20 protein-coding genes and 1 tRNA gene are annotated in these 26,338 nt (G+C 67.6%); 7 read left to right on the top strand and 14 right to left on the bottom strand.

What is annotated here, in order from left to right; genetic code table 11:
* Positions 1-224: 224 nt before the first annotated feature.
* Entirely contained in the window at positions 225-8,102 is a 7,878-nt protein-coding gene (locus METLW3_RS0101240) for an Apolipoprotein A1/A4/E (protein ID WP_024878206.1), read from the bottom strand.
* Positions 8,103-8,476: 374 nt separating this feature from the next.
* Between METLW3_RS0101240 and METLW3_RS0101235 the strand changes: the two genes are divergently transcribed.
* On the top strand, positions 8,477-8,818 hold the full coding sequence (locus METLW3_RS0101235) for an Hpt domain-containing protein (protein WP_024878205.1): 342 nt from the start codon (positions 8,477-8,479) through the stop codon (positions 8,816-8,818).
* A gap of 4 nt (positions 8,819-8,822) precedes the next feature.
* Here the strand turns inward: METLW3_RS0101235 and METLW3_RS0101230 are convergent, their stop codons facing one another.
* From METLW3_RS0101230 to METLW3_RS0101210, 5 genes are all read right to left on the bottom strand, one after another.
* The gene (locus METLW3_RS0101230) at positions 8,823-9,050 is read right to left on the bottom strand and encodes a hypothetical protein (protein ID WP_018267247.1); all 228 of its coding nucleotides are present in this window, start codon (positions 9,048-9,050) and stop codon (positions 8,823-8,825) included.
* Positions 9,051-9,145: 95 nt separating this feature from the next.
* Positions 9,146-10,225, bottom strand: coding sequence for a hypothetical protein (locus METLW3_RS0101225; RefSeq protein WP_157516503.1), 1,080 nt, complete (start codon positions 10,223-10,225; stop codon positions 9,146-9,148).
* Positions 10,226-10,258: 33 nt separating this feature from the next.
* Positions 10,259-11,086, bottom strand: a complete 828-nt coding sequence (locus tag METLW3_RS0101220; RefSeq protein ID WP_024878203.1) for a class I SAM-dependent methyltransferase — start codon at positions 11,084-11,086, stop codon at positions 10,259-10,261.
* 240 nt (positions 11,087-11,326) lie between these two features.
* Positions 11,327-11,411, bottom strand: a tRNA-Leu gene (locus tag METLW3_RS0101215).
* Between the two features lie 80 nt (positions 11,412-11,491).
* Entirely contained in the window at positions 11,492-12,586 is a 1,095-nt protein-coding gene (locus tag METLW3_RS0101210; protein WP_036308538.1) for a choloylglycine hydrolase family protein, read from the bottom strand.
* A 278-nt stretch (positions 12,587-12,864) separates the two neighbouring features.
* On the opposite strand from METLW3_RS0101210, the gene METLW3_RS0101200 reads away from it, so the two are divergent.
* A complete protein-coding gene (locus METLW3_RS0101200; protein WP_024878201.1) occupies positions 12,865-14,457 on the top strand; it encodes a L,D-transpeptidase family protein in 1,593 nt (530 codons plus the stop codon).
* A gap of 55 nt (positions 14,458-14,512) precedes the next feature.
* Here the strand turns inward: METLW3_RS0101200 and fabI are convergent, their stop codons facing one another.
* Complete coding sequence (gene fabI / locus METLW3_RS0101195) at positions 14,513-15,391, bottom strand: enoyl-ACP reductase FabI (RefSeq protein ID WP_024878200.1); 879 nt, start codon at positions 15,389-15,391, stop codon at positions 14,513-14,515.
* A gap of 331 nt (positions 15,392-15,722) precedes the next feature.
* Between fabI and METLW3_RS0101190 the strand changes: the two genes are divergently transcribed.
* The 3 genes from METLW3_RS0101190 to METLW3_RS0101180 all read left to right on the top strand — a co-directional run bounded on the left by METLW3_RS0101190 (position 15,723) and on the right by METLW3_RS0101180 (position 19,179).
* Positions 15,723-16,223, top strand: coding sequence for a sigma factor-like helix-turn-helix DNA-binding protein (locus tag METLW3_RS0101190; RefSeq protein WP_024878199.1), 501 nt, complete (start codon positions 15,723-15,725; stop codon positions 16,221-16,223).
* A gap of 11 nt (positions 16,224-16,234) precedes the next feature.
* A complete protein-coding gene (locus METLW3_RS0101185; protein ID WP_024878198.1) occupies positions 16,235-17,113 on the top strand; it encodes a zf-HC2 domain-containing protein in 879 nt (292 codons plus the stop codon).
* Positions 17,114-17,259: 146 nt separating this feature from the next.
* A complete protein-coding gene (locus METLW3_RS0101180; RefSeq protein WP_024878197.1) occupies positions 17,260-19,179 on the top strand; it encodes an acyltransferase family protein in 1,920 nt (639 codons plus the stop codon).
* 20 nt (positions 19,180-19,199) lie between these two features.
* On the opposite strand, the gene METLW3_RS0101175 is transcribed toward METLW3_RS0101180, so the two are convergent.
* The 3 genes from METLW3_RS0101175 to METLW3_RS0101165 form a co-directional block, all read right to left on the bottom strand.
* A complete protein-coding gene (locus tag METLW3_RS0101175) occupies positions 19,200-19,646 on the bottom strand; it encodes a DUF2147 domain-containing protein (protein WP_024878196.1) in 447 nt (148 codons plus the stop codon).
* 67 nt (positions 19,647-19,713) lie between these two features.
* Positions 19,714-20,142 carry a DUF1772 domain-containing protein gene (locus METLW3_RS0101170; RefSeq protein ID WP_024878195.1) on the bottom strand — a complete coding sequence of 143 codons (429 nt, stop codon included), beginning with the start codon at positions 20,140-20,142 and terminating at the stop codon, positions 19,714-19,716.
* A 101-nt stretch (positions 20,143-20,243) separates the two neighbouring features.
* Positions 20,244-21,308, bottom strand: a complete 1,065-nt coding sequence (locus METLW3_RS0101165) for a GSCFA domain-containing protein (RefSeq protein WP_024878194.1) — start codon at positions 21,306-21,308, stop codon at positions 20,244-20,246.
* Positions 21,309-21,526: 218 nt separating this feature from the next.
* Here METLW3_RS0101165 and METLW3_RS0101155 point away from each other — a divergent pair, with 218 nt between their 5' ends.
* Complete coding sequence (locus METLW3_RS0101155) at positions 21,527-22,576, top strand: WcbI family polysaccharide biosynthesis putative acetyltransferase (protein ID WP_024878193.1); 1,050 nt, start codon at positions 21,527-21,529, stop codon at positions 22,574-22,576.
* Between the two features lie 33 nt (positions 22,577-22,609).
* On the opposite strand, the gene METLW3_RS0101150 is transcribed toward METLW3_RS0101155, so the two are convergent.
* The 3 genes from METLW3_RS0101150 to METLW3_RS0101140 all read right to left on the bottom strand — a co-directional run bounded on the left by METLW3_RS0101150 (position 22,610) and on the right by METLW3_RS0101140 (position 24,367).
* Positions 22,610-23,299 (bottom strand): MOSC domain-containing protein, encoded by a 690-nt coding sequence (locus METLW3_RS0101150; protein ID WP_024878192.1) that lies wholly within the window; start codon positions 23,297-23,299, stop codon positions 22,610-22,612.
* A 94-nt stretch (positions 23,300-23,393) separates the two neighbouring features.
* Complete coding sequence (locus METLW3_RS0101145; protein WP_024878191.1) at positions 23,394-23,630, bottom strand: thioredoxin family protein; 237 nt, start codon at positions 23,628-23,630, stop codon at positions 23,394-23,396.
* Between the two features lie 65 nt (positions 23,631-23,695).
* Entirely contained in the window at positions 23,696-24,367 is a 672-nt protein-coding gene (locus METLW3_RS0101140; RefSeq protein ID WP_024878190.1) for a MarR family winged helix-turn-helix transcriptional regulator, read from the bottom strand.
* Between the two features lie 109 nt (positions 24,368-24,476).
* On the opposite strand from METLW3_RS0101140, the gene METLW3_RS0101135 reads away from it, so the two are divergent.
* The gene (locus METLW3_RS0101135) at positions 24,477-24,818 is read left to right on the top strand and encodes a hypothetical protein (protein WP_024878189.1); all 342 of its coding nucleotides are present in this window, start codon (positions 24,477-24,479) and stop codon (positions 24,816-24,818) included.
* Positions 24,819-24,830: 12 nt separating this feature from the next.
* On the opposite strand, the gene METLW3_RS0101130 is transcribed toward METLW3_RS0101135, so the two are convergent.
* Complete coding sequence (locus METLW3_RS0101130) at positions 24,831-26,177, bottom strand: glutamate--tRNA ligase (protein WP_024878188.1); 1,347 nt, start codon at positions 26,175-26,177, stop codon at positions 24,831-24,833.
* Positions 26,178-26,338: the final 161 nt, after the last annotated feature.

The following is a 26,338-nucleotide window of genomic DNA, read 5'->3' as shown; positions in this document are numbered from 1 at the left end:
GAATCCGGGTTTCGGCGCTTTTTCTCTTTGGAGAGTGGCGAAAATGTCACAATCGAGTACGCAAACCGACAATTTTTGTCGATTTGGAACAAGAAAAAGGCGCGTCTTGTCCGGCCCTGAGGCGACCCGGCGGAAAGCGGACACGGATTACAGGTTACGGGGTACCGATCACGACGCCATGGCCCACCCCGGCGCCTGCTTTTGCGGCGCCGGGGCGGGAAGCCTCACTCGAAACGGCCCGCCGCATGGCCGAGCATGGTGTAGACCTTGCCGGCGTCGGAGGTGAGATAGCCGCGCGTCAGCGCGCCCTCGCGATCATTGCGGCTGGTCTCGGCGACGAGCCGCTCGAACTCCTGAACATAATGATCGACCGTGGCGTGGAAATCCGGATCGACGCGGTAGCGGCGACGAATCTCCTCGAAGGTCTGCTGGCCCTGGGCGCTGTAGAGCCGGCGGGTGAACAGGCCCTTCTCGCCGCGCTGGAAGCGATCCCAGAACTCGCCGACCGCGGCATGATCGACCATGCGGGCGATATCGAGCGTGAGATTATCCAGAGCCCCGGCGGCCTTGGCCCGGCCGGCCGCCGTATTGGCGCGCGGCGGCGCAGCGGCGGCGGGAGCCTCATCGCGGGAGGCGCGCGCCAATAGATCGGTGAGCCAACCATCCTCCGTCGCCGAGGCGACGGGCCGCGCCGGAGGAGCCGGCGGCGGCGGGGGCGGCGCAGGCTGGATCGCCCGGGCGGCGCGCTGCGGCTCCTCGCGCGGGGCGCGGCTGGTCCAGCTCGGCTCTTGCGCGCGCGGGGCGGGCGGAGCCACCGGCGGCGGCGGGGGCGGCGGCGCGACCGGCGCAGGCGCGGGCTGCGGCTGGGCCTCGAAGCCGCGACGCGCGGGAGCGGCCGGGGCCGCCGCCGGAACCGTCTCGGCGATATCATAGGCCCGGCCCGAGCGCGCGACGATGTCGGTCAGCTCGTTGAGCGCCTTCACCTGCTCGCCGACGACACGGCGGAGCGCAGCGGCCTGCTCGGCCGTCTCGCGCGGCAATTCCTGGGCGCCGCGACGCAGCTCGGCGCGGGTCTGCTCCAGCTCGCTCTGAATCTCCGCCGACATGCCGCGAATCTCGGTCGCGGCGGCGGCGAATTTCTCGGTCGCCCGGCCGAAGATATCGGCCAGCTCGTCATTGGCCTGATCATAGGCCGCGCGCAGCGCCGCGGCGGTCTCCTCACGCTCGCGCGAGGCGGCGTCGCGCACGGCGGCGAAGCGCTCGTCGACCAGCTCCGCTGTTTCCTGCGTCGATTGCGTGATGAAGCCGCCGACATCGCGCGCGCGCTCCTCGACCCGGCGGAAATTCTCCTCGACCAGGCCGGAGAAATTGGCGACCGTGTCCTCGAAATCCCTGCGCTTGTCCTCGACCAGCAGCACGAGATTTTCCAGCGAGCGGCGGCGCGCGTCGAGCGCCGCGTCGAGCTCGGACTGGCTCTGCGCCAGCCGCTCGGCGCTCTGCGTCAGGCTCTGCTGATGCGTCTCCATCGCGCCGACCATCGAGCCGGCGTCGCGCATCACGCCGCCGGACACTTCGCCGATCTGCGCGATATGCTGTCCGACCGTCTCGATCGCGCCCTGGAACTCGCGCAGCTTGCCGCCGAGCTCCTTGTCGAGATTGGAGAGATTGCCGCCCGCCGCCGAGATGATCGTCTGCAGCGAGGAATTGGTCTCGCCCAGCCGGTCGAGCACCTCGGGCAGCTCGGAGCGCAGCTTCTCATTGACGTCGAGCAGCGCCCGCACGGAGCCTTCGGCGCCCTCGGTGAGCGCTTTCTTCAGCTCCTCGGCCGATTGGTCGATCGCCGCCGCCAGCTCGACGCGCTTCTCGCCGAGATGCTGCACGATGGTGGAGCCGCGGCTCTCGATCGCATGGGCGACCAGCTCGCCGACATTGGCCAATTCGCGCGTCACCTCGCCGCCACGATCGCCGAGCGTCGTCTGGATCTGCGTGAGGCGCTGCTCCAGCGTCGAGCTGATCTCGCCGACGCGCTCGGTCAGCGCCTGACCGAGATCGCCGGTGCGGGCGTGCAGAGTGGTGTCGAGATCGCGCCGCGCCGAGGCCAGCGTGGCGTTGATCTCCTCGATGCGGGCGTTGATCGTCTCGACGACGACGCGGCTGCGCTCGCCGATCTCGCCGGAGACCGCGTCCAGGCGGCCGACGACATTGTTCTCGAAGACGCCAATGCGCCCGTCCAGCGTGCCGGCGATCTCTTCCGCGCGGCCGCCGAGCGTGGAATTGATCTCCTCCGCCTTGGAGGAGAGCGTCTCGGTGAGCTGGGTCGAGCGGGCGAGCAGCACCGCATCGATATCCTTGACCTTCTCGTCCAGCGAGCGAATGACCTCGCGGCCGCCCTCGCCCATGGCGCGCGCAACCTCCACCGCATGGCGGGCGAGCGTGTCCTGAAAGGCCTTGCCGGCCGAATCGAGCCCGGAATCGACGCGCCCGACCAGCGCGTCTATGCGGTCCGCCGCCTGACGCGTGCGGGCGTTGGAGACGGTCTCGAAGCTCTCGATCTTCGACGACATGACCGCGGCGATCTCCTCGGCGCGCGCGCCGAGCAATTCGACCAGCGCGGTGCCGTCGCCGGAAATCGTCTTGTCTATGGCCGCCAGCCGCTGGCCGACATCCTCCGACAGGCGCTGCGACTGATCGCCGATGCGCGCCGCGATCTCGTCGGCGCGCTCCGCCAGACGATCGGCCAGCGCCCCGCCCTCCTGGACGATGGCGGCGTCGACCGCGGCCAGACGCTCGGCCAAGGTCGCCGCGAGCTGCTGCGAATGCTCGCCGATCTGCGCCGCGATCTGGCCGCCCTGATGGCGCAGCCGCTCGTCGAAAGCCACGAGCTGCTGCTCTACCCCGCGCGTGACCCCCTCGCCGCTCGCCGCCAGCGCCGCGACCAGCGCGCCGCCGCGATCGACGATCGACGTATCCACCGCCGAAAGCCCCTCGGCCAGCGCCGAGGCGAGCTGCTGCGAGCGCTCCCCGATCTGCGTGGCGAGCTCGCCGCCGTGATGGCGCAGGCGCTCGTCGAAAGCGGCGAGCTGCTGCTCGACGCCGCGGGCGACGCCGTCGCCGCTCGCCGCCAGAGCCGCGACCAGCGCGCCGCCCTGGTCGATGATGGTCGTATCGACCGCCGCGAGCCGCTCGGTGAGCGCGGCCGCGAGCTGATCGGAATGCTCGCCGATCTGCGCCGCCATGAGATTGCTGCGATTGCGCAGCGCCTCGTCGAAGGCGGCGAGCTGCTCGCCGACGTCGCGGGAGAAGCCCTCGCCATTGGCGGCGATGGCCGCCACCAGAGCCGCGCCCTCGTTGACGATGGCCGAATCGACCGCCGTCAGACGCTGGGTGAGCTCGGCCGCGAGCTGCTCGGAATGCTCGCCGATCTTGGCGCCGAACTCGTCGCCGCGGTTGCGCAGCGCCTCGTCGAAGGCCGCGAGCTGATCGCCGATGTCGCGGGTGAAGCCTTCGCCATTGGCGGCGATGGCCGCGACCAGCGCCGCGCCTTCGTTGACGATCGTCGAATCGACGGCCGCCAGCCGCTCGGAGAGCTCGGCCGAAAGCCGTTGCGAATGCTCGCCGATCTGCGCGTTGAGCTCGCCGCCGCGATTGCGCAGCGCCTCGTCGAAAGCGGCGAGCTGATCGCCGATCTCGCGCGTGAATCCTTCGCCATTGGCGGCGATGGCCGAGACCAGCGCGGCGCCTTCCTCGACAATGGCCGAATCGACCGCCGTGAGGCGCTCGGTGAGCTCGGCCGCCAGCTGCTGCGAATGCTCGTCGATCTGCGCCGCGAAACGCGCGGAATGGCCACGCAAAGTCTCGTCGAGAGAAGCGAGGCGCTCGGCGACGTCGCGCGCGAGACCTTCGCCGCTCGCCGCCAGCGCCGAGGCCAGCGCGCCGCCCTGATCGAGCGCCATGGCCTCGAAAGCGGCGATGCGACCGGCGAGCGCTTCCTCGATACGTTCGCCCTGCGTGGCGATGGCGAGCGCCGCCTCGCTGGCCGTGACCGCGAAACGCTCCTGCAGCGAGGCGGATTGCTCGGCGAGGGTCGCTGCGACATCGGCGACGCTCGCGGCGAGGCCCGCCTCGAGCGCGGCGCCGCCGACCGTGAAGGCCTGCTCGGCGCGGCTCTGCGTGTCCTCGAGCGTGCGGGACACCTGCGCGGTCGCCTCCTCCAGCGCGTCCAGCCGATTGACCAGCACGCCGTCGACCCATTCCGCCTGCTCGGTGACGCGGGCGACGACGTCGCCGCTCTGCCGCACCACCTGCTCCTCGAAAGCGGTGAGCCGCTCGGAGAGCACGGAAGCGATGCGATCCGAATGCTCGGTGACGCGCGTCGCCACCTCGTCGCCATGGCGCACCACCGTCTCCTCGAAGGCCGCGAGGCCCTGGGAGAGATAGGCGCCGATCTCGTCGCCGCGCTCGACCAGACGCAGGACGGTCTCGTCGCTGCGGCCGGCGATGCGCTCCTCGAAGGATGCGAGCCCTTCGGCGATGGCCTGGCCGACGCGCTCGCCCTGCTGCAGGAAGCGCGATGCAGTTTCCTCGCTCTGCTGCACGACAGCCTCGCGGAAGGCCTCGAGCCCTCCGGCGACGGCCGTCGTGGCGCGCTCGCTCTGCTCCTCGAGGCTCGACAGCGTCGCCTCATGCTGCTGCGAAAGCCGATCCTCGAATGCGGCGATGCCTTCCGCCACGGCGAGGCCGAGGGCGTCGCCATGAGCGGTGAGCCGCGCCGCGGCCTCCTCGCTCTGGCCGAGCACGCGCGTCTCGAATTTGGCGAGGCCATCGGTGACGACGCCGCCGATCGTTTCGCCATGGGCGACGAGGCGCTGCGCCACATCCTCGCCATGGCCGACAATGCGCGCCTCGAAGGCCGCGAGGCCCTCGGCGACCGCGACCCCGATCGCGTCGCCATGGGCGACGAGACGTTCGGCCGCCTGCTCGCTCTGGCCGAGGACCCGCTCCTCGAAGACGGCGAGACTGCCGGAAACCGTGGAGCCGATCTGCTCCGCATGAGCGACGAGACGTTCCGTCACCTCGGCGCTGTGGCCGGTCACGCGCTCCTCGAAGGCCGCGAGGCCTTCCGAGACCGCGGTACCGATCGCGTCGCCCTGCGCGACGAGACGATCGGCGACCACCTCGCTGTGGCCGAGCACACGCGCCTCGAAAGCGGCGACGCCTTCCGACACGGAGAGGCCGATGCGCGCGCCTTCCTCGATGAGGCGCTCGGCGGCCGCGGCGCCCTGGCCGGCGACACGCTCCTCGAAAGCCGCGAGCCCGTCATTGACGGCCGCGCCGACCGCGTCGGCATGGGCCGCGAGCCGGGCCGCGACATCCTCGCTCTGACCCGCGACGCGCTCCTCGAAGGCCGCGAGGCCCTCGGTGACGGCGGAGCCGATCGCGTCGCCATGCGACACGAGACGATTGGCGACATCCTCGCTATGGCCGATGACGCGCTCCTCGAAGGCCGAGAGGCCTTCCGCGACCGCCGAGCCGATGACGTCGCCATGCGCCGAGAGCCGCGCCGCGACATCCTCGCTCTGGCCGGTGACGCGCTCCTCGAAAGCTGCGAGGCTGGCCGCCAATGCGGCGCCGATGGCGTCGCCCTGCGTCGAAAGACGCGCGGCCGCATCCTCGCTGCGACCGGCGACGCGGTCCTCGAAAGCGGCGAGGCCTTCCGCCACCGCGGAGCCGATCGCGTCGCCATGGGTGACGAGACGCGTCGCCACTTCCTCGCTGTGGCCGAGGACGCGCTCCTCGAAAGCCGCGAGACCTTCCGCCACGGCGGAGCCGACGGCGTCGCCATGGAGAACCAGACGCGCCGCGACTTCCTCGCTGTGGCCGGTGACGCGTTCCTCGAAGGCTGCGAGACCCGCGGCCACCGCAGAGCCGATCGTCTCGCCCTGGACCGAAAGACGCTCCGCCGCCGCCTCGCTGCGGCCCACGACGCGCTCCTCGAAAGAGGCGAGGCCGGCGGCCACGGCCGAACCGATCTCGTCGCCTTGCATCAGCAGGCGTATCGCCACTTCGTCGCTACGGCCGGTGACGCGCTCCTCGAAGGCCGCGAGACCTTCCGCCACGGCCGAGCCGATGGCGTCGCCATGCAGAACGAGACGCGCCGCGACCTCGTCGCTGTGGCCGGTCACACGCTCCTCGAAGGCGACAAGTCCTTCGGCCACCGTCTGGCCGAGACGCGCGCCCTCTTCGGCGAGGCGCGCCGTCGCTTCGGCGCTGCGCTGCGCGACGCTCTGCTCGAATTCCGCGACGCCCTGCGTCAGCGCGGCGCCGATGCGCTCGCTCTGCTCAGCGAAACGCGAGGCGATCTCGCCGCCCTGGACGACGACATTCTCCTCGAAGGCCCCGAGACGATCGGCGAGCGTGTCGGTGACGCGATCGCCATGCGAGGCGATGGCGGCGATGGCCTCGCCGGCCACGGCGGCGAAACGCTCGTGCAGAGCGTCGGCCTGCTCGGTGAAGGCGCTGGCGCTTTCGGCGAGCGTCTGCGCGAAACGCTCGTTGAGGCCGCCGCCATGCGCCTCCAGCTCGGTGCGGGCGCGCTCGCGCGTTTCCTCGAGCAGCTCGGCGAGGCGGTCGCCGGCGGTGCGGAAGGCCGATTCGGTCGCCGCCACTTTCTCGGCGAGCTGCGTCGCGAGATTTTCAGAAGCCGAGAGCAGCGAGCGCTCGATCGCGCCGCCATGCGTCTCGATCGCGTCATCGACGCGGCCGCTGGTTTCCGCGAGACGATCGACGAAGCTCTCGCCGCGCTCGCCCACCGCCTGCACGAGATGGCCGCCGATGGAATCGAGCCGATCGACGACGAAGGCTCCGCGCGATTCGAAATCGGTCGCCAGCGCGTCGCCGCGCTCCTGAAGCTTGCGATCCGCCTCGGCTATGCCGTCGGAGAAGCGCCGCGTGACCTCCTCCGAGGCCAGAGTGAGGCTGACGGCGATCGTCTCCCCGGCGACGGAGAGACGCTGCACCATGTCTTCGCCACGCGTCGAGAGCGTGGAATTGAAGCCGTCGCCGACGCGCTCCAGCGCCAGACGAATCTCCTCGCCCTTGGAGCCGAGCGCGGCGGTCACGCGGCCGCCGGCCTCGCTCACCGTCTCGGCGAGATGGGAGGAGCTGGTCTGCAGCTCCGCCGACAGCGACTCGCGCGCGCCGAGCAGCGCCGTGCGGGCGTTGTCGGCGTTGACGAGGATCGCCTCGCGCTCGCGCGTCAGCTCATCGATGAGCACGCGAATGCGGCGCTCATTCTCGGAATAGGAGCGCTCGAGATTGGAGACCTCGGTGCGCACGATGATCTCGAGCTCGCTGGCCCGCGCCAGCGCGCGCTCTATGCCGTCGCCCATTGAGGCGGCCTCGCGGCGAATGGCCTGCGAGAGCGTCACCATCTGCTCGGTGGCGATGGCCTCCGGCTCGATCAGCCTTATCGCCACTTCCGCCATGGAATTGGCGACCTGCTTCATCTCATGCGCGCGGCGCGCCATCACGCCGGTCACGAAGATGAAGACGATGGGGGCGAGCAGCGCCAGCAGCGTCAGCACCGGCTTGGGCGCGAGGAACGAGCCGTTCTCGTGGTCGAGAATCTCGCCCTGATTGAAATAGACGAACAGAGTCCACAGCACCGCCCAGGCGGCGATGGACAGGAAAGTGTAGCCGAGAATGGCGGTGTTGGGACGGACCTGCAGCGCGGCGCGCAGCTCGCCGACGGTCTGGCGATCGTCATTGGCCGGCGCGCCGGCGGGGGCCACCTGCGGCTTGGCCGCCGAGCGGCCGGCCACGGGCGCGGCGCCTTCCGTGGGGCGCGCAGAATCCCGCGCCGCATCGCGCGCATCTTGGCGCCGCGAGGAGGGAAGGCTGAAGTTGAAGCCGGGGGCCGTCTTGGCCTGGCCCTTGCCCTCGGCCTTATCGGCGGGCTTGGCGCCCGCATCGGCCGGCGACGCGGCTTTCTCGCCCGCTTCCGTCGCGGCCTCGGCGGTGGGCTCCAAGCCCAGATTCAACGCCTCTTCGACCGCCGACAGCGCAGCGATAGCCGCGTCCTGGGGCTTGCCCGATTTCGCCATCGTCACCTCTCCGAGCGGTCATAGTTCCGCTTTATGACGCCGCTCACGCTTTTTCGCCGTTCACATCGAGCAGAAAAGATTAACCAAATATTACCGCCGTCGGCCCGCAAATGAAACGGGCGCGGACCGCCAATCGAAATCGTCGTTAACGCGACTGGGGGAAGATGCTCGGCGCTCCGCCCGGAGCGGAGCAAAAGGGGCGACCTGCAGCTTGGCCGCGAATCCGAAGCAATGCTTACATAAGATTGATTCGAATAAGAATACGACGCCTGATTCGACCCGGCGAGCGCAATCGCCGAGGCCACGCGCAGGCTCTCGGCGCAATCCACAGGAAAAGCGAGACTTTTCCGCGAAGGGCCGATCGGAGACGTAGAATGACGGATGGCGGAAACACCGAAGGCGCGCCCGACGCGATCGATTGGGCGTATCTCTCGCGCCAGACGATGGGCGACACGGAGCTCGAAGCCGAGCTGCTGGCGCTGTTCCTCACCCAGGCGGGCGAGTTCGACGGCAGGCTGGCGGCGGCGGCCTCCGACAAGGCGCGCCTGGACCTCGCCCATACGCTCAAGGGCGCGGCGCGCGCCATCGGCGCCTTTGCGCTCGGCGACGCGGCCGAAGATTATGAGTCCGCCCTGACGGAGCCAGAGCGGCGGCGGGCGCTGGGCGCGCGGCTGGCCGAGGCGCAGCTGGCGATCGCGTCCCGGCTCGGTCGGTGAGGCGTCAGAGCTGGCCGCCATCGATCGATCGCACCTCCGCGGTCGAGGGCGCCCTTATGCTGGCGTTGAGCTTGCGCAGCATGATGAGGCACTGCTCCTTGACCTGCTCGTCGCGGACGGAGTCGGCGACTTTGGCGAGGTGGCAGAAGGCGATGGCGCGCTGAGAGACGATGTCCTCATATTCGGAAGGGTCACTCAGATCGACCGTATGATCGCTCGTCTCGTCGGTCATGATATGGCGGAACCTCTGGTTTGTCGCATCGGTTGCGGCGGACACTGCCGCCCAATTGTGGTCGCGGCTTGGCCGAACGCCTCGAGCGCCTTGTTCTAGCGAAAGCTTCGCTTTTCCTGGCGAAAGCGTAGCGAGAGCAGGGCCAGCCAGCGCCGCCAGAAAGACGGGCTCCAGAACATGACGGCGGCGATCTGCAGCCTCTGCTCCGCGAAAGGCGCGCCCGGCTCGGCCGGCAGCAGCGTTTTCTCCTGAGGCAGAGCGGCGAGGGCGCTCTCATCGTCCGGCATGGCGATCTCGAGATCGAAATCGGCGCGCGGACGCCTGCGCGAATAATGGAGGAGAATGAGATTGGGCACGATCTCGCGCATGCTCGATTGCGCCGTCCGGGCGAAAGCGCGCGCGCCCGCCGTGATGCGATAGACGCCGCTCTCATGGGTCGAGCGCAGCAGCAGGCCGGCGAGACGGCCACGGCCGGGCCAGCGGCTGGCCCCCGGCCGGGCAATCTCCAGAAAGCTCCCCGCGAAGACCGTGGATGCGATCTCCACTCTGCGGCAGCGTCCCTGCGGCTCGGCCTGCGACGCGGAGACATAATCGAAAATGGGCGCGTGAAGCCGGCTCGCCCGCGGAACCGGAATGGCGCCGCCGGAAATGAGATCGGCCACGACCTTCGCGCACCGCACCGAGGCTTCCGCGGTGAGATGATGCGGATCGACGAATTGCTCGGCTCGCTCCTCGCCGAAGATCGTCGCATGCGTCACGCAGGGGGCCACGCCATGCGCCTTCGCGATGCGGCGATAGATGCGGTCGATGCGCCGCACGCAGGCGGAGACCCGCCGTCCGCCCGTCGGGCGCGGACGCAGGCACAGGAACAGCAAGGGGACTCCGCGCTCTGCGCAATGCTGCGCGACGCTGGCCAGCGCATCGTGAACCAGCGCGGCGGTGGTGAAGCCGGCGTCCAGCAGAATGACGTCGTTGAGCGCATATTCGAAAACGACGAGATCGGGCGCCGCCTCGCCGCGCCGCTCCGCCTCGATGAGCCGCGCGAGGCCATAGAGTGAGCCGACGGCGCCGAGAAAGCGGTTGGTGATCTCATGCTCCGGCATGAGCCCCTGCAATTGGGCGGCCCAGCCGAAATGGACCCCGGCGTTGGAGCCGCCGAGCAGCATAACTCTCATATCGCCTTCCCGCTCCGGCCGTCGGCCCACCACTTACGATGACTTCCGCGCGAAGATCGATATGGCCGGGCCGAAGAAATGGTCTGGATCGTCGTGATTGGTCCGAATGTCGTCGAAGCCGAGCGCCCGCAGCGCGGCGAGAAGATCGTCCCTGTCCAGCCAGCGATGATCGTCGCGCATGCCGCCGCAAAAGGCCGGATTGGCCTGCGCCTTCACATAGCTGCGCGGATAGGCGCGCACCTCGACGCCGTGAAAGGAGAGGATTTCCGGCTCCTTCGCCATGACGCTGCGCCGCGGATCGGAGAGCGGCATGGCGTCCGAGACGACATGCGTCCAGATGAACACGGCCGAGGCGCGCTGCGCGATCAGCTCCAGCAGCCGCAGCGGATCATGCTGATGATAGAGCACGCCGGAGGCGACGATGAGATCATAGCTCTTGTCGGTCTGCTCCAGCCATTTGACGAAATCGCCGAGCCAGAAGCGCGCCTTCTGCAGCCGCAGGATCTCCTTGGCGACGAGGCAGCGCATGAAGGCGAGCTGATTGGCCTCCACGGCGTCCACCACCGCGCCCGCATTCTCCAGCATATAGGTGTGGCCGGCCTCCAGCGGGCCGAGCTCCAGCACCTCGCGGCCCTCGAGCGCGCCGAAACATTCGACGGCCCAGAAAATTCGCGAATCATAATAGGTCGGCACGATGCCGGCCTTCACCGCGCAGGCCTCGGGAAATGCGGTGCTCCAGCCGGGAATGGCGTCTATGGCGTTCTGATGCGTGGGGAGCGCGTCGACATAGCGATCGAAAGTCCGCTCCTTGCGCTCGAATAATTTCAGCAATCTGTCCAAACCGAATCCGCGACCCGACATTTTTCGTTTCCATGCCCGCTCGAGCGCCCGCCGTCTTTCGACGCCGACGCCCAGAGACTCTATCTTAGCAGCGAGCGAGAAACAGGAATTGTCCGAATTTTTGCCGGCCGCGCGCTCCTACCCTCTTCGGGCGGCGGCAAGCGACGGCTCGCGCGAGGCGAACTTCGGATCGGGGGAGGGCTTTCGGCAGGCCGCCCGAGGCGAAAGCCGATCTGTCAGGAGCCTCGACTTCGAGAGGCTTGGTGCGGTCGAGAGGACTCGAACCTCCACTGGTTGCCCAACTAGCACCTCAAGCTAGCGCGTCTACCAATTCCGCCACGACCGCGCCGGGGCGCTGATCGAAACCAAAGCGCCGGCAGGCGGCCCGTCTAACAAAAACCCTCCCCCATGACAAGGCGCTTCGCCTCAATGTTTTGGAAATTCGACAGGCGCGACCCGGGAAGAGGGCCGCAAGGGGGCCGCCCGGACACTGCGGCCCTCGAGCTCCGACCTGTTGAGATCGATGCTGCGCAGGGTCTGATTGTCATAGCTCTTCACATAATAGACGCGGCTGGAAAGATCCGCGATCGACGACCATTGCGTGAACTCGAAGCGCGAGGTCTCCTGCGGGGCGACGCGCACCAGGCCCATGGGAATGTCGAAATTATTGAGGATGTGCTCGGCGAGGCGCACCGTGCCGGCGGCGTCCTTCTGCGGCTCGGCGGAGAGGGTCATGCCCACGGCGCGCACGAATCGCGACGGCGGGGTGGGGTCGCCCGGCACGCCGATGAGGCCGGAGCCGGCGCCCAGCGGGGCGAAGCTCTCCCCCGCGATCTTCAGCGGCGGCGCATCCACCGGCGAGAGCTTCACATAATTGCGCAGATTGGTGAGGTGCCAATCGAAGGAGGGGGCGTTGGTGACGACGCCGAGCGGATTCTCATAGATTTTCAGCCGCCCGCCGATCGGCTCGACGACCAGAGAGGCGCCGCTGGCGTCATGCAGCGTGTAATGAAAAGGCGGAACGATTCCGAGGGTCGGCTGCACGACATCGACGATGGCGATCGTGTCCAGCGCCGCGCGCAGCTCCTCGACACTGGCGAAATTGCCCAGCGCCCAGGTGAGGAAATCCCAAGGGGCCAGCGCATGGCCGGGATCGGCGGTCTTGGAATCGGCGTAGCCGGCAAAGCCCGGAAAATAGAGAATGCCGCCGGCGAGGCCTTTTTCATTCATGCCGTCGACGACGACCGGCAGGCCGAAGGCGTTGAGCCCGGCGATCGCATAGCGGGATTTCCACCCCCAGCCGGGCTTGCCCTCCGGCCCCGTCGCCCGCGCGGCGTAGTTGCGCGGAATGACGATCGCCTCCGATTCGAGTGGAAAGCCGAACTCCAGCGTGCGGCCATAGACGCGCGCGCCATCGGCGGCCTTCAAGAGAAAGCTCGTGCAGGCCCCCGCCGGCGCGAGCGCGAGAGCCAGAGCGAGCGGCGCGAGCGCGAGCCGCCCCAATGCACGACGAAAAGACATTGCAGCCATCTTCCTCTCCGATTGATTCTTCTCGGAAGAGATAGGCGGCCGAAAGGCGAGGGCGCGCGCCGCGGGCGAAAAGCGGCGAACGGCCTCGAGGCATTATGGCGGCGAATGGGAAAATTCCCCGCAATTCTTCTCGACGTGCGCGAGCGCATAGATTTCAGCCGACATTAACCAATAAGAGCAATGCAGGCGAGGGCGAGGCTCTGTCCAGTTCGGACCAGAGCGTTATGTGCTCGAGCAATGTGTTCGTGTGTGTCAGGAGTTTTCGCGTCATGTCGGAAGTCGCTGCTGTAGCCCGCAGCCGCAGGGTCTGCCTTCGCGCCTTTTCCGCGGCCTGCGCCGCAAGCGTCGCCGCCTCGGTTCTCGCCCTCGAGGCGCGGCCCGCAGCCGCACTCGGCTATTCCGCCGAATCTCCCGAAGCAGAGGCCCCCAAGGCGCCGCGCAAGCGTGCAAAGCGCGGAACCTCCTCCGAGGCCAAGCCGGCCGAGAATGTGAGCCTCGCGCGGCCGCTATTCGCGGTGGTGTCGCTCAGCGGCCAGCACATCTCCATCTATAATCACAATGGCCTCGTCGATCGCTCGGTCGTCTCCACCGGCGTGCCCGGCCATTCGACGCCGGAAGGCATGTTCACCATTCTCGGGCGCGAGCGCTTCCACCGCTCCAATCTCTATTCCGGCGCGCCCATGCCCTTCATGCAGCGCATCACCTGGTCCGGCGTCGCCATGCATACGGGCCATGTGACCGGCCATCCCGCCTCGCATGGCTGCATCCGCCTGCCGGGCGGCTTCGCGCAGAAGCTGTGGGGCATGACCCGCATCGGCGAGCGCGTCGTCATCGCGCCTTATGATCTTTCGCCCACGGAAATCTCGCATCCCGCTTTGCCCGCGCCCAAGATGCGCTCGCCGACGGAAGCCTCGGCCGCGACGCTCGCCGACGCCGGACTGCGCGACGGCTTCGCCGACGCCGGCGCGGCGCCGCTGCTCAATCCGCGGCGCTACGCCGAGCAGCTGAAGACGAAATCCGCAGCCGACGCCGCAGCCGCCTCCAAAGCGGCGACGGAGGCCTCGCTCGCTCTCAACGCCAAGCGGCAGGAGGCCGCCCGCGCCTCCGCCGAGCTGAGATCGGCCGAAGCGGCCGAGGCGAGCGCCCGGACCAAGGCGGAGACCGCCGCCAAGGCCGCCGAGGCCGCCGCCGCCAAGCGTCAGGATGTGGCGACCGCCAAGCCGGACCTGCCCACCAATGACGGCGCCAGCCCAGCCGAGGCCGCCAAGGCCAAAGCGGACGCCGCCCTCACCGAGGCCAAGGCCCGGCTCGAAGCCGCCAAGACCGCCTATAACGCCAGCGACGCGGAAGTCGTGGAGGCGGGCCGCCGCTCCCGCGAGGCGGCGGAAGCCTCGGCCGCCGCCGCCAAGGCGGAGAAGGACGCGCAATTGCGCGCCGCGCCGATCTCCATTCTGGTGAGCAAGAAGAATCAGCGCATCTATGTGCGCCAGGGGCTGACGCCGATCTTCGAGGCGCCGGCGACGATCCGCGAGCCGGAACGCCCGCTGGGCTCGCATCTCTATATCGCGACTGCGACCGGCGAGAATGGCGCGCTGAAATGGTCGGTGCTGTCCATGCCGCCGCGCATCGCCGAGGCGCGCGCCGCGCATAAGAAGAAAGGATTGGTGGAGGAGCGCAGCGCCGCCCCGCTGGGCGCGGCCTCCAGCGCCGCCGAGGCGCTGGACCGTCTCGAGCTCTCGGACGATGTGCGCCAGCAGATCGCCGATCGCCTATGGCTCGGCGGCTCGATCATCATCTCCGATCAAGGCCCGAGCTCTGAGACCGGCGCCGTCGGCACCGATCTCACCGTAAAGTTCCGCTGAAACATTCGAATCCCGACGCGCTCTGCGCGCGTCGGGATCGAGGCCGCGGAGCCTCTTATTTCGCCTCTGTCGTGTGCTGCGGCAGCAGGGCCAGCAGCGAGGCCATTTTTGGAGCGGCGCCCGGATTCATCATGCCGACGACATGATAGCCGGCGTCCACATGCAGCACCTCGCCGGTGACGCCGCGCGCCATGGGCGAGAGCAGATAGACCGCCGTCTCGCCCACTTCCTCGATCGTCACCACGCGGCGCAGCGGGGCGTTATATTCGTTCCAGCGCAGAATATAGCGGAAGTCGCCGATGCCCGAGGCCGCCAAAGTCTTGATCGGCCCGGCGGAAATGGCGTTGACGCGAATGTTCTTCTCGCCGAGATCGGCGGCGAGATAGCGCACGGAGGCCTCCAGCGCGGCCTTGGCGACGCCCATCACATTGTAATGCGGCATCCATTTCTCGGCGCCGTAATAGGTGAGGGTGAGCAGCGAGCCGCCGTCCTTCATCAGCTTCTCGGCGCGCTGTGCGACGGCCGTGAAGGAAAAGCAGGAGATCATCAGCGACTGCGTGAAATTCTCCGCCGTCGTGTCGACATAGCGGCCGTCGAGCTGATCCTTGTCCGAGAAGGCGAGACAATGGACGACGAAATCGATCTTGCCCCACAGCTTCTCGACCTCGGCGAAGACGGCGTCGATCGTCTCCGGCTCGGAGACGTCGCAGCGGCCGACGACGGTCGCGCCGATCTCCGCCGCGAGCGGGCGCACGCGCTTTTCCAGCGCCTCGACCTGGAAGGTGAGGGCGAGCTGCGCGCCGGCGTCGGCCGCGGCCTTGGCTATGCCCCAGGCGATGGATTTATTATTGGCGACGCCGAGCACGAGGCCCCGCTTGCCTGCGAGAACGCCGCTGAAAATATTGCCGTTCGACGTCGGTTCCGGTTGCGACATGGGAGCAATGGTCCATAAATCTGCGATCGAGAGGCGGGGTTCCGCCGCCTGTCGGCAACGCCGTTGGAGGGCTACGCGCAACATGCGCGCTCAGCGCGCGCACATCGGGCGCTTCAGCGCGCGCATTTGGGCGCGCGGGCTCGGGACGTGAGGCGGGGCGCCCGAGCGGAGACGCCTTTGGCGTCGCTCGCGGCCCGACATACAAAAACAGATAAATCTCAGGGCGCGGAGATAGTCAATCGCGCCGGACTGGCATAATATCCGTGGGGAAAGAAACCGAACCAGCGCCGCGCGGACGAGGCGTCGAGGACCGCGCGAAACGGGCCGAGCGATGGGACAGGCGGAGGATTTCGACGAGACCTTGGAAAGGCTCACGCCGGGCCTGCGCCGCTATGCACGCGCGCTGCTTTCCGGCGCCGCCAATGATCTCGCCGACGAGCTGGTCCACACCGCGCTGCAGACCACGGCCAACGAAGCCGGGCGCGAGTCGACCGGCGCCGTTCTCGACCTTCGCGTCGATCTCTACGCATCCTTGACCCATGCCGCGCAACGTCGGCTGCGCTCCGCCGCGCCGCATCGTCCCTCCCTGCGGCAACCGGCGATCATGCATCGCTTGGCCGATCTCCCCTTCGAGGAGCGGGAGACGCTTCTGCTCGTGGTGCTGGAGGGCTTTACTTACGAGGAGGTCGCCCGCATCACCCGCACCGATCGGCCAGTGGCGCTGATGCGGCTGATGCGCGCGCGCTCGGCGCTGACCGCGCTGGACCGCCACCCCTCGCCGGGGGCCGACGCCGGCCGCCGGCCGGGTCCGCATCTGCGCGTCGTGAAATAAACAGGCCGCAAATGACGAGCCCCCGGGAGCATGTCGACGAGTCCGATCTGCATGCTTTCGTCGATGGCGAGCTCGACGCCGAGAATCGCCGGCGCATAGAGGACCATCTGCACAATCACGCCGAGGACGCCGCGCTGGTCGAGGGCTGGCGCCGGCAGAATGCGGCGCTGCGCGCGGCCTTCGCCCAGACGGTGAAGGAGCCCGTGCCCGCCGGGCTGCGGACGGCCTCGGTGACGAGCCTAACGCGCAGCTTCGGCTCCGGCGTCAATTGGGCGCGCTTCAGCCCCAGCAAGGGCGCCTCGCTGCGCGCCATGCGACGCTCAGACACCAGCCGCCGGCCGCCGCGCCGGCCGGCGATCATCATGTCGCTGCTGACGCTGCTCGCCGGCGCGGTGGTGGCGGGAGCGGCGCTGCTGGCCTTCACCGGCCCCGCCTCGCCGCCCTCCGCCCCGCAACGGGCCATGATCGAGCCGCCGGGGCTCGTCGCCCACGCCCAGCTCGCCTATCTGACCTTCGCGCAGGATTCGCGGCCGGTGGAGATCGGCGCCGATCGCAAGGCCGAGCTCGCGACCTGGCTCGGCGAGCGCGCCGGCTTCGGCCGCCTGCCGGACCTCGCCGATGTGGGCCTCGAGTTCATCGGCGGCAGGCTCGTTCCGGGCGTGATCTCGCCGGCGGGGCTGCTGATCTATCAGTCCGCCGCCGGAGCCCGCGCGGCGCTCTATTTCGAGCGCGCCGGCGGCGAGCGTCCCTCGGCTCCGCCCAAGACCTTGCCCGGCCTCGCCGCGGTGGAATGGCGCGCCGCCGGCTTCGCCTTCATCCTCATCGGCCCGCTCACGGCCGAGACCGCGCGCGCCGCCGCCGAAAGCGCCGCCGCCCAAGCCAGCCGTTAAAAGCCCGCGAAAAGCCGATCGCCTGCGGGGCCGATTGGCATGTTTCCTTCAACCGATCTCGCGAGCTATCGGGAGCGTCCCCGATTGGCACAGCATATCCGTGGCCCCCGCGGCCGCGGCGTCGAATTGTCTCGAAAGGAGCGGCGTTGTCCGGCAGCAGCGTGAACGGAACCGCGGAAATCCGCGCCGTCCAATATTTGCGGGCGGCCGCGGCGATCCTCGTCGTCTTCATTCATACGGGCGTCTACACCGAGCAATTCTATTGGCCGACGCCGCGCGCCTTCGGCGCCGGCGGAGTCGATCTCTTCTTCGTCATCAGCGGCTTCATCATGATGGTCGTCACCACGGAGCGGCCGATCGCGCCGCGCGCGTTTCTGGCGCGCCGCATCATTCGCGTTGCGCCGCTCTATTGGATCTTCACCCTCGCCATACTCGCCGTCTGCGTGGCTTGGCCGACGGCCATGCTGCATAATCTCGTGACCTTCGATCATGTCGCGCTGTCGCTGCTGTTCATTCCGCATTTCAATCCGCTGGAGAGCAATTACACGCCCTTCTTCAAGCTGGGCTGGACACTGAACTACGAGATTTATTTCTATCTCGTGTTCGCGGCGCTGCTCGTCATACCCTCGCCGCGCCTGCGGCTGGCGATTCTCGCCGGCTTCTTCTCGCTGGCCACGGCCTTCTATCTCGCCTTTCTGCCCCGCGATCCGTTCCTGCACATCTATTGCAATCCGATGGCGCTCGAATTCGTCATCGGCGCCGCGGTCGGCTATCTCTATGTGAGCGGAAACATAGCGAAGATCTCGCTGCCCACGGCGGCGGCGCTCATCGTCGGCGGCCTCTTCGTCATCGTCGCCATGTTCGATGCGGATGATGTCGCCCGCGTGCAGACGGTGGGTCTCGCCTCGGCCGGGCTGCTGCTGGGCCTGCTGGCGACGGAAGCGCACGGCAAGCTCGGGCGCTCCTCCCTGCTGATGCTGCTCGGCGACGCCTCCTATTCCATCTATCTCGCGCATCCGATCGTGCTGACTCTGGCGCGCGTCGCCACGCGCGCGCTGCATCTGCCGGTCGAGCGGCCGGTCGTCGGCGTCATCGCCGTCATTGCGACGCTGACGCTCTCCATCGCCGCGGGCGTCGTCGTGCATCTCCTCATCGAGAAGCCTTTGCTCGCCGTTCTGCGTCGCCGCCTGCTGCGTCGCGCCGATGCGCGCGAGGCCGCGCCGTCCTTCGATTTCGTCACGACGCGCGCCGGCCGGCGCATGGCCGCGCTGCTGCTCTGCGCGCTCGGCGTCGCCACGATCGCCTTCGCCGAGCGAAGCCTCGCCGCCGAGCCGAAACGCGCGCCCCCGCGTCTCGTCCATGAGGAGGATTTCTCGCGCGCCGGCGGGCTCGATCAAAATTTCTGGTCCTATGAGATCGGCTTCATCCGCAATCACGAGGCGCAATATTATCGCCCCGAGAATGTCTTCGTCGCCAATGGCGCGCTGGCGCTGGAAGGCCGCGCGGAAGGCGTGCTGAACGCCCGCTACGATGGCGCCTCCAAGGATTGGACACGCTCGACGCTCACTTCGGAATACACATCCGGCAGCATTTTCTCACGCTTTTCGATGCGCTATGGCGCCGTTGAGGTGGTCGCGCGCGCGCCGAAAGGCGCGGGCACATGGCCGGCGATCTGGATGCTCGGCGGCGACGACGGCCCGCCCTATCGCGAGATCGATATAGTGGAGGCGGTCGGCAAGCATCCGAACATCGTCTTCACCAGCGCCCATGCCGGTCCAACGCTGGACGAGCTGACCAATTGGTCGGCCGAGACCAATGTGCCGACTCTGTCCTCGCAATGGCACGTCTATCGGCTGGATTGGAGCGCGGAGACCATCGCCGTCTCCATAGACGGCCGGCAAGTGCTCGCCGTCGCGCCGCGCGGCCCCGACGATCCGCTGCGCCAGCCGATGCGTATTCGCATCAATCTCGCGCTCGGCGGCTCCTGGGGCGGACCGATCGACAAGAGCGCGCTGCCGGCGCGCTTCGAGATTCGATCGATCCGCGTCTATTCCAACGAGATGTGATCGCTCCGCGTGAGAGGCGCCTATCTCAGATCATCATCGACCATCGCATGGGCGGCGGGCGGAGCGGAAACGCGCGTCCATGTCTCGCCGCTGCACAACATGCCCCAGAGGCAACCTTTCAGCGTCAATCGCGTCGGGCTGTCGACAGTGACGAAGCCGTCATAGGTCTTGCCGTCCTCGACATTGAAGATCTGGCCGGCCCAATGATTGGGGCCGGTCTGCGTGGCGCCGCGAAGAATCACCGCGCCTATGGAGGAGCGATCCTCGGCGTTTTGCGCGGCGACGACCTTGGCGCACAGCTTGCCGTTCTCACAATCATAGAAGCTGAACCGCACGCCGCCTTCCGGCCGCAGCCAGACGCCGCGCGGATCATTGGACGAGGCGCCGGCCGCAGGACCGCACGCCAGAGCGGCCGCGGCCAGCAGCGCCGAAGGCGCGAGAAGCGCGAGGGCGAAAGAGCGTGTCATGTCGATCCTCCTTCTGTTGGAGAGGGAGGATCGACGAGCATGATGTCGAATCTTCGGCCGCGACGCCTCAGCCGTTGGCGAAGACGAAGAGCGCGACCGCGAGCGCGCCGAGCGCTGTGAGCGCGAGCTGAACCTTGCCCCACAGCTCGATCGCCTTGCGCGCATCAGCGCCGTCCTCGGCCGAGATCAAGGCGAGAATGCGGTTGTCGAGCGGCGAGACCGCATAGAACATGAAAGGCCAGGCGGCGACGATCACCGCGGCGCCGGCGAGCCAGCGCGCATCGTCGGAAGTCTTATAGTCGATGAAGCCGAGAACGGCCGAGAGGAGCGAGAGGCCGGCGAGCAAGGCGAAGCCGCGATGATCGGACGTCTCCCACTCCTTCATGAGCGATTTGTCGTCGAGCTTCAGCCGCGCGGGCTGCTCGACGAAATTGACGTAGAGAGACGCCCCCGTGAAAGCGCCGGCGACGGCGAGCGCGAGCGAGCCCGTGACCATGAGGCGATCCTCCGTTCGAACTGCGACAGAGGATATATAAGCTCTAGTTTCGGGAAACGAAGATCGCGTTTCCCGCCGATGCGGCGGGAAACGCGCCGAGGTCACGCGGTTTCGATCGCCTCTTCGTCGCAGACGATGCGGGAATTGCTCTCCGCCTCCGCCGCCACGTCGAATTTCAGCGGCTCGATCTTGGCCGTTTGCGTCTCGCGCTCGGTGAAATGGTCGAAGAAGAGGCGCATCGTCTGGCTGATGCCGAAGGGATTTATGCGCCGCACATCCTCCCGATAGAAACGCGCGACATTGGGCGGCGCCGTCGCGACGTCATAGGAGGGGAAATAAGCGATATTGGGCCGCGCGCGCACCACCTCGTCCGCCGCCGCGCGCAAAATCGCCTTGATCGCCGAATTGGCCTCGAGCACATGGCGATCCTCATAAGTGGCGATGATGCCGACCGGCGAGACCGTGAGAATGATGCGCGCATTCGCATTGACGGAACGAATGCGATCGACGGAGGCGAGGAAGTCGCGCACCACTTCCGAGACGGTCATATTGTGGAAGGCGAAGACGGACGGATCCCACACGCCGCCGGCGACGCCGGGCGCCTGCTGCAGCACTGCGCCATCGCTGCGGCAGCGCCAGGATTCGGTATGGCCGAAGGTGAAGACGAAGACGTCCAGCGTCTCGAACATTTTGCGCACGGCGGCAAAATGCCGCTCGCGCTCGGCCAGCATGTCGTCGATCGTGTCATAGCCGTCCGGCTCTATGCTCGGGCGGAAAGGATCGACGATGCGGCCGTCCTCCTGCCGCACCCAATGCACGAGCTCTGGCTGGAACTTCCCATAGGCGCGGTCGAACAGCTGGAGCAGCGCCGTCGTGGTGTAGAGATTGCCGTAGCGGCAGGAGTACATCGAATAATTGCGCCGCTCCGCCTCGGCGGCGGACATGCCCTCCGGCGGCTGCTCGGCGAGATAATAGTGGTACCCGCTGGCCTTTAGTTTCTGGGCTATTTCTTGCGCGAAACAACTCCCGCCGGTCGCCACTTTGTCTTTCAGCGAGATTTTGAACGGCGTGGAGAGAATGGGGTCGATCGCGAAGGGCGGCGTCTGCGTCACCGCCTTGCGCCAGAAGCGATGGTCGGGTAGGGAGCTATAGGGATGTTCCGCCAATTGTCGGTCTCCTGGAAAGCCGCCGGCCGTATGGCTCGTCGAGTCGGGTTCATCTAAGACGCGCGGTCCGCCCTCACAAAGGCGAGAACAGCGCGCCGGAATGGGATGAATGCGGCGGCCTCATCGATGCGGCCGGGAGCATAAACGGCGACCGGGCGCTTGTCATCCTTCGGCGCCGACTTCGATTTCGGGCCGCGACGAAATGGCATAACGCGCGCATGTTGTCTCAGATCGACCGGCAGATCATCCGCTCCTGGTACAATCATCTCGTCGAGCCGCGGCTCGCGCCCTTCTATTCGAAAGGGCCACGCCTCACCGGGCCGCGCATCGCCGTCATCGGCAATTGCCAGGCTTTCGGTCTGGCCTATGCGATGAAGCTGCTCGACCCTTCCGCGCGCGTCTCGCATTTCTCGGCGATCGCCAAGACGCGCGCCGACATAAAGCTGCTCGCCAAGACGCTCGCCACCTACGACTATGTGTTCAGCCACGAGTTTCTGCACGGGCATGTGCGCGGCGGCGGCTCGGCGGAGCTGTGCGAGCTGCTGGACAAAGTGATCATGATCCCGGCGATCACCTTCTCCGCCTTCCATCCCGATCTCGTCTATCTGCTCGACGCGACGCGCGGCCATGCGCCGACCCTCGGCCCCGTCGGCCCCTATCATTCGGCGCTCGCCGTCTTCGCCTTTCGCCGCGGCCTCTCAGTGGAGGAGGCGCATGCGCTGTTCAATCGCAATGTGTTCGAGGCGCTCGGCTATTTCGACGTCTGGAACGACGCCGTGAACGAGCTGGTCGAGACCGGCAAGAGCAAATACGGCATGGATCTCTCCGGCGAGATCGCCAATTGGTCGCGCCGCGGCGTGTTCATGTATTCGCTGGTGCATCCGCGGCCATTCGTGCTCTTCGATCTCGCCAAGAAATTTTTCGCCCATGCCGGCCTGCCGACTCCGGCGCCCGTCAATGGCGACTATTACGCGATCGACGATCTCGGCCGCGCGGAGATATTCCCCATCTATCCGCCGATCGGCGAATATTTCGGCGTGCAGGGTAGCTACACATTCAAGCTCGAGAATTATCATCTCTCGAGCGAGGTCGGCGAATTCGTGTCGCTGAAATATTTTCTGTCCGAATGTTACAAGGTCTATCGCCGCAGCACGCCGGCGCAGCTCACCCATCCGCGCATAGAGGCGTGGCTCGCCGATCCCGCCGCCGTCGGCCGCATCATCACGCTCGCGGGCGAGAATTTGCGCAAGGGCCTGCTGCCGGCCTGACGCGCCGCCTGCGTTCAGAACCGCGCGAGGCTCTCACGCGCCTTCGAGGCGCGTGGACCAGTCCTCCACCGCGCCGCGCGCGAGACGGCGCGCGGCCAGCTCTCGCCAATTGCGCGCCAGCGACGCCAGCTCCGCCATTTGCGCCAGCGCATCGCGATCGAGCATGCGCAGATAGAGCAATTCATTGAGCCGCGACAAAGGCCAATCGGGCAGCGGCCGCTCCACGCGCTGGAGAGACGCGCCCGGCTCGGCGACGCCCTCGCGCAGCACGCGGTAATACCAGCCAGTGCGACCGCTCGTCTGAACGCGCCGCGCCATATCCGGCCGCGCGAAACGCACATTCAGCTTCCAGCAGGGCTGGCGGCCCTGGCTCACCTGCAGCAGCGCCGAGCCGAATGTGAAGACATCGCCGATGCAGACGTCGCGCTCGGTCACGCCCAGAGTCGAAATATTCTCGCCGAAGGCCGGCGGCGCCGCGAGCGCATCGGCGAGTTCCGGCTCCTCCTTCGCCCAGGCGTCGTAATGATCGCGCGGATAGTGATGCAGCGCCTTCTCCGGCCCGCCATGGTGGCGCAAATCGCCCTGACAATCGCCGCAGAGACCGTCGCTCAATATGCGCCAAGGCGGCGGCGCTGCGCTTTTGGCGATGCCGCTCGGCGCCGCGCGCGGACCCAGAGAGATGAGCGCCGGCGCCGCGAATAGGGTTTCGATCATAAGGTTCATGGACAGAGTTCGCTGAAAAAAGGCCTCGCGCGAGCATTGCTCGGCGAGGCAGTTCGGAGTCGCCGAAGTGACAACGGCGGGGGTCGTCAGTGGTCTATTTCAGCGCGGAGAGATCGGCGCCGAAATTAATGTGATAAGCGCGCCCGTCGATGACGAAGGCGGGCACGGATTTGACGCCGGCGGCCTCGGCCTCGCCGAGCCGCGTCTTGTCCTCGCCGAGATGCACGATCTCGACGTCGAAGACTTTGGGGTCGAGCGCTTTGGCGAAGGCGGTCTCCGCATCCGCGCAAACCGGGCATCCGGCGTGATAGAAAGTCGCTTTCGTCGCCATGGCCTTGGTCCTCCTCTCTTTTGCTCGGGCGCGCCCTCTCGGAGCGGCTCGAAGATTTGCGCATCTCAGGCGCCGGCCTGCTGCGCGTCGCGATGCGCGAAGAGGCTCCAAGCCTCCTCGCTCGCCGCGGGCGGCGCGGGATCGTGCTCCGGGCAATCCAATCGTAAATGGCGGCCGCCGAAAGCCGCGTCGACGAGCGCGCAATGATGCGGAAGCTCGGCGTCGGCATGAGCGTGCGGGCGGAAATGGCGGCAGCTGACGCAGAGCCGCTGCGGCGGAATGGCTTTGGCCTGCTGCAAGGCGCGGATCGTCTTGATGACCAGATCGAGCAGCGTCTGCTGCTCTTGCGGCGTCAGCGTCTCCAGCGCGCTTTCGGCGGAGGTCATGGCGAGGCCGATGGCGCGAACGACGTCGCAGCCTGCCGGCGTCACGCGAATAGCGATGGCGCGCTTGTCGGTGGGATCGGCGAGCTTGGTGACGAGGCCCTTGCGCGTGAGCGCGGCGATGGAATCGGTCGCGGTGGGCTGGGTGACGCCCAAATGCTCCGCCACCGCGCGTAGGCGCAGCCCCGCCTCGCCGCGGCCGGCGATAAAGGTGAGCGCATGCAATTGCGTGGGGGTGAGCCCGGCCTCCTCGGCGACGCCCCATTCATCGGCGCGCATGGCGGCGGCGATTCGGTCGAGCCCCTCGCGCAGTCGGCGGGGAAGAGGCGTGGTGATGGCGTCGAAGGGCGTCATGGAGTTTTATTAGGACTCCTATTTATTTTTGTCAAGCGTAGGAACGCTTGCGATTGGCCATGCGCTTGCGCTAGGCCAACGGGGCCGTCGCCCATCACAGGATCGACCTATGCTCCGTGCCGCCGTCGCTTGCCTCTTCGCCCTCGCCGCCACGATTCCCGCGCGCGCCGCCGATCTCAATGATTATCCGACATCGGCGCGGGCGGATTATGTGTTCGGCTGCATGAAGGCCAATGGCGATTCGCGGCAGGCGCTGGAGCAATGCTCCTGCTCCATCGACATCGTCGCCTCCATATTGCCCTATGAGCGCTATGTCTCGGCCGAGACGGTCGCCAGCATGGATCAGCAGGCGGGGCAGATCGGCTCGCTGTTCCGCAACTCGCGCCTCGCCAAGGAGGCGCTGGAGGAGTTGCGCCGCGCCCAGGCGGAAGCGCAGGTGCGGTGCTTCTGAGGGCGCGCGCCCTCACGCCCCCGAGAGTCGCGCGACCGCCCGCGCATGGCCGATCAGCGGCAGCAGCAGCGACAATTCCGGTCCATTTTCCGCGCCCGTGAGCGCGACGCGCAATGGATGAAACAGCGCCTTGCCCTTGCGGCCCGTGCCCGCCTTCACCGCGCTGGTCCAGGCCGACCATGTGGTCTCGTCCCAGGGCTCGGCGGGCAGCAGCGCCTGCGCCTTGGCCAAAAATTCCGCATCCTCACGGATCGGCCCGATCTCGCCCTCGACGACGCGCCACCAGTCGAGCACATCGGCGAAGCTCGCCACATTCCCCCGCACGGCGCGCCAGAAGGGCTCGGCCTTGAAGCCGACGATGTCATGCGCCTCTAAGCGCTCGCGCACATCGTCATATTCCAATATCGCCAGAGTGCGATGAGTGAGCGGACCGAGATCCGCGGGATCGAAGCGCGCGGCGTTGCGCGAGAGATGCGCGAGATCGAAAGAATGCGCGAGATCGCCGAGCGAGCGCACCGCATGGACGCTGTCCGACGAGCCGGTGAGCACCGCCAGCGCCGCCACGGCGAGTGCCTCATAGCCCTCCTCGCGTAGCGAGGCGATGGCGAGCGAGCCGGTGCGCTTGGACAGCGCCTCGCCCGCGCCGCCGACGAGAAGATTGTGATGCGCGAAAACAGGATGCGCATGCCCCGGCGCCAGCGCCTGAAACAGGCGAATCTGCACCGCCGTATTGGTCACATGATCCTCGCCGCGAATCACATGGGTGACGCCGAGCTCTATGTCGTCCACCACTGAAGGGAGCGTGTAGAGAAAGCTGCCGTCCTCGCGCAGCAGCACCGGATCGGACAATGTGGCGCAGTCGATCGCGCAATCGCCGCGCACGAGATCGCGCCATTCCACGACGCCCGCCGGCAGCTTGAAACGCCAATGCGGCTTGCGTCCCTCCGCCGCGAGCCGCGCGCGCTCCTCCGCCGAAAGCTTCAGCGCGGCGCGGTCATAGACGGGCGGCAGGCCGCGCGCCTGCTGCAATTTGCGGCGCTTCTCCAATTCCTCCGGCGTCTCGTAGCAGGGATAGAGCAGGCCCGCCGCCTCGAGACGCGCCGCCGCCGCTTCATAGTGCGCGACGCGCTGCGACTGCCGCACCACCATATCCGGACGCACGCCGAGCCAAGCGAGATCGACCTCGATCGCCTGCGCGAACTCCTCGCTCGAGCGGGCCAAATCGGTGTCATCGAATCGCAGCACGAATCTTCCATGGTGGGAGAGGGCGTACAAATAGTTCAGCAGGGCCGGACGCGCATTGCCGATATGGATGCGGCCGGTCGGCGAGGGCGCGAAGCGAACGATCGGAGTGGTCATGAGCAAACTTCGGCAGGAGGAGAGTGCGAGGACCGCGCGACGCGACAAGATTCTCGCGCCGCCCCCCTTTTGCCAAGAGCTGAGCTCCTTGTCAGGCGGAATATCGGTCTGGCCCGCTCCGGGGCTGCGCAGCCGTCGCCGCCCGCTGGCGCAGGCGCAGG

Origin of the sequence: Methylosinus sp. LW3, assembly GCF_000527115.1 — a bacterium.
Classification (GTDB): Bacteria; Pseudomonadota; Alphaproteobacteria; order Rhizobiales; family Beijerinckiaceae; genus Methylosinus.
The sequence above is the reverse complement of the archived record's forward strand: the minus strand, read 5'-3'. Positions and strand labels throughout refer to the sequence as shown.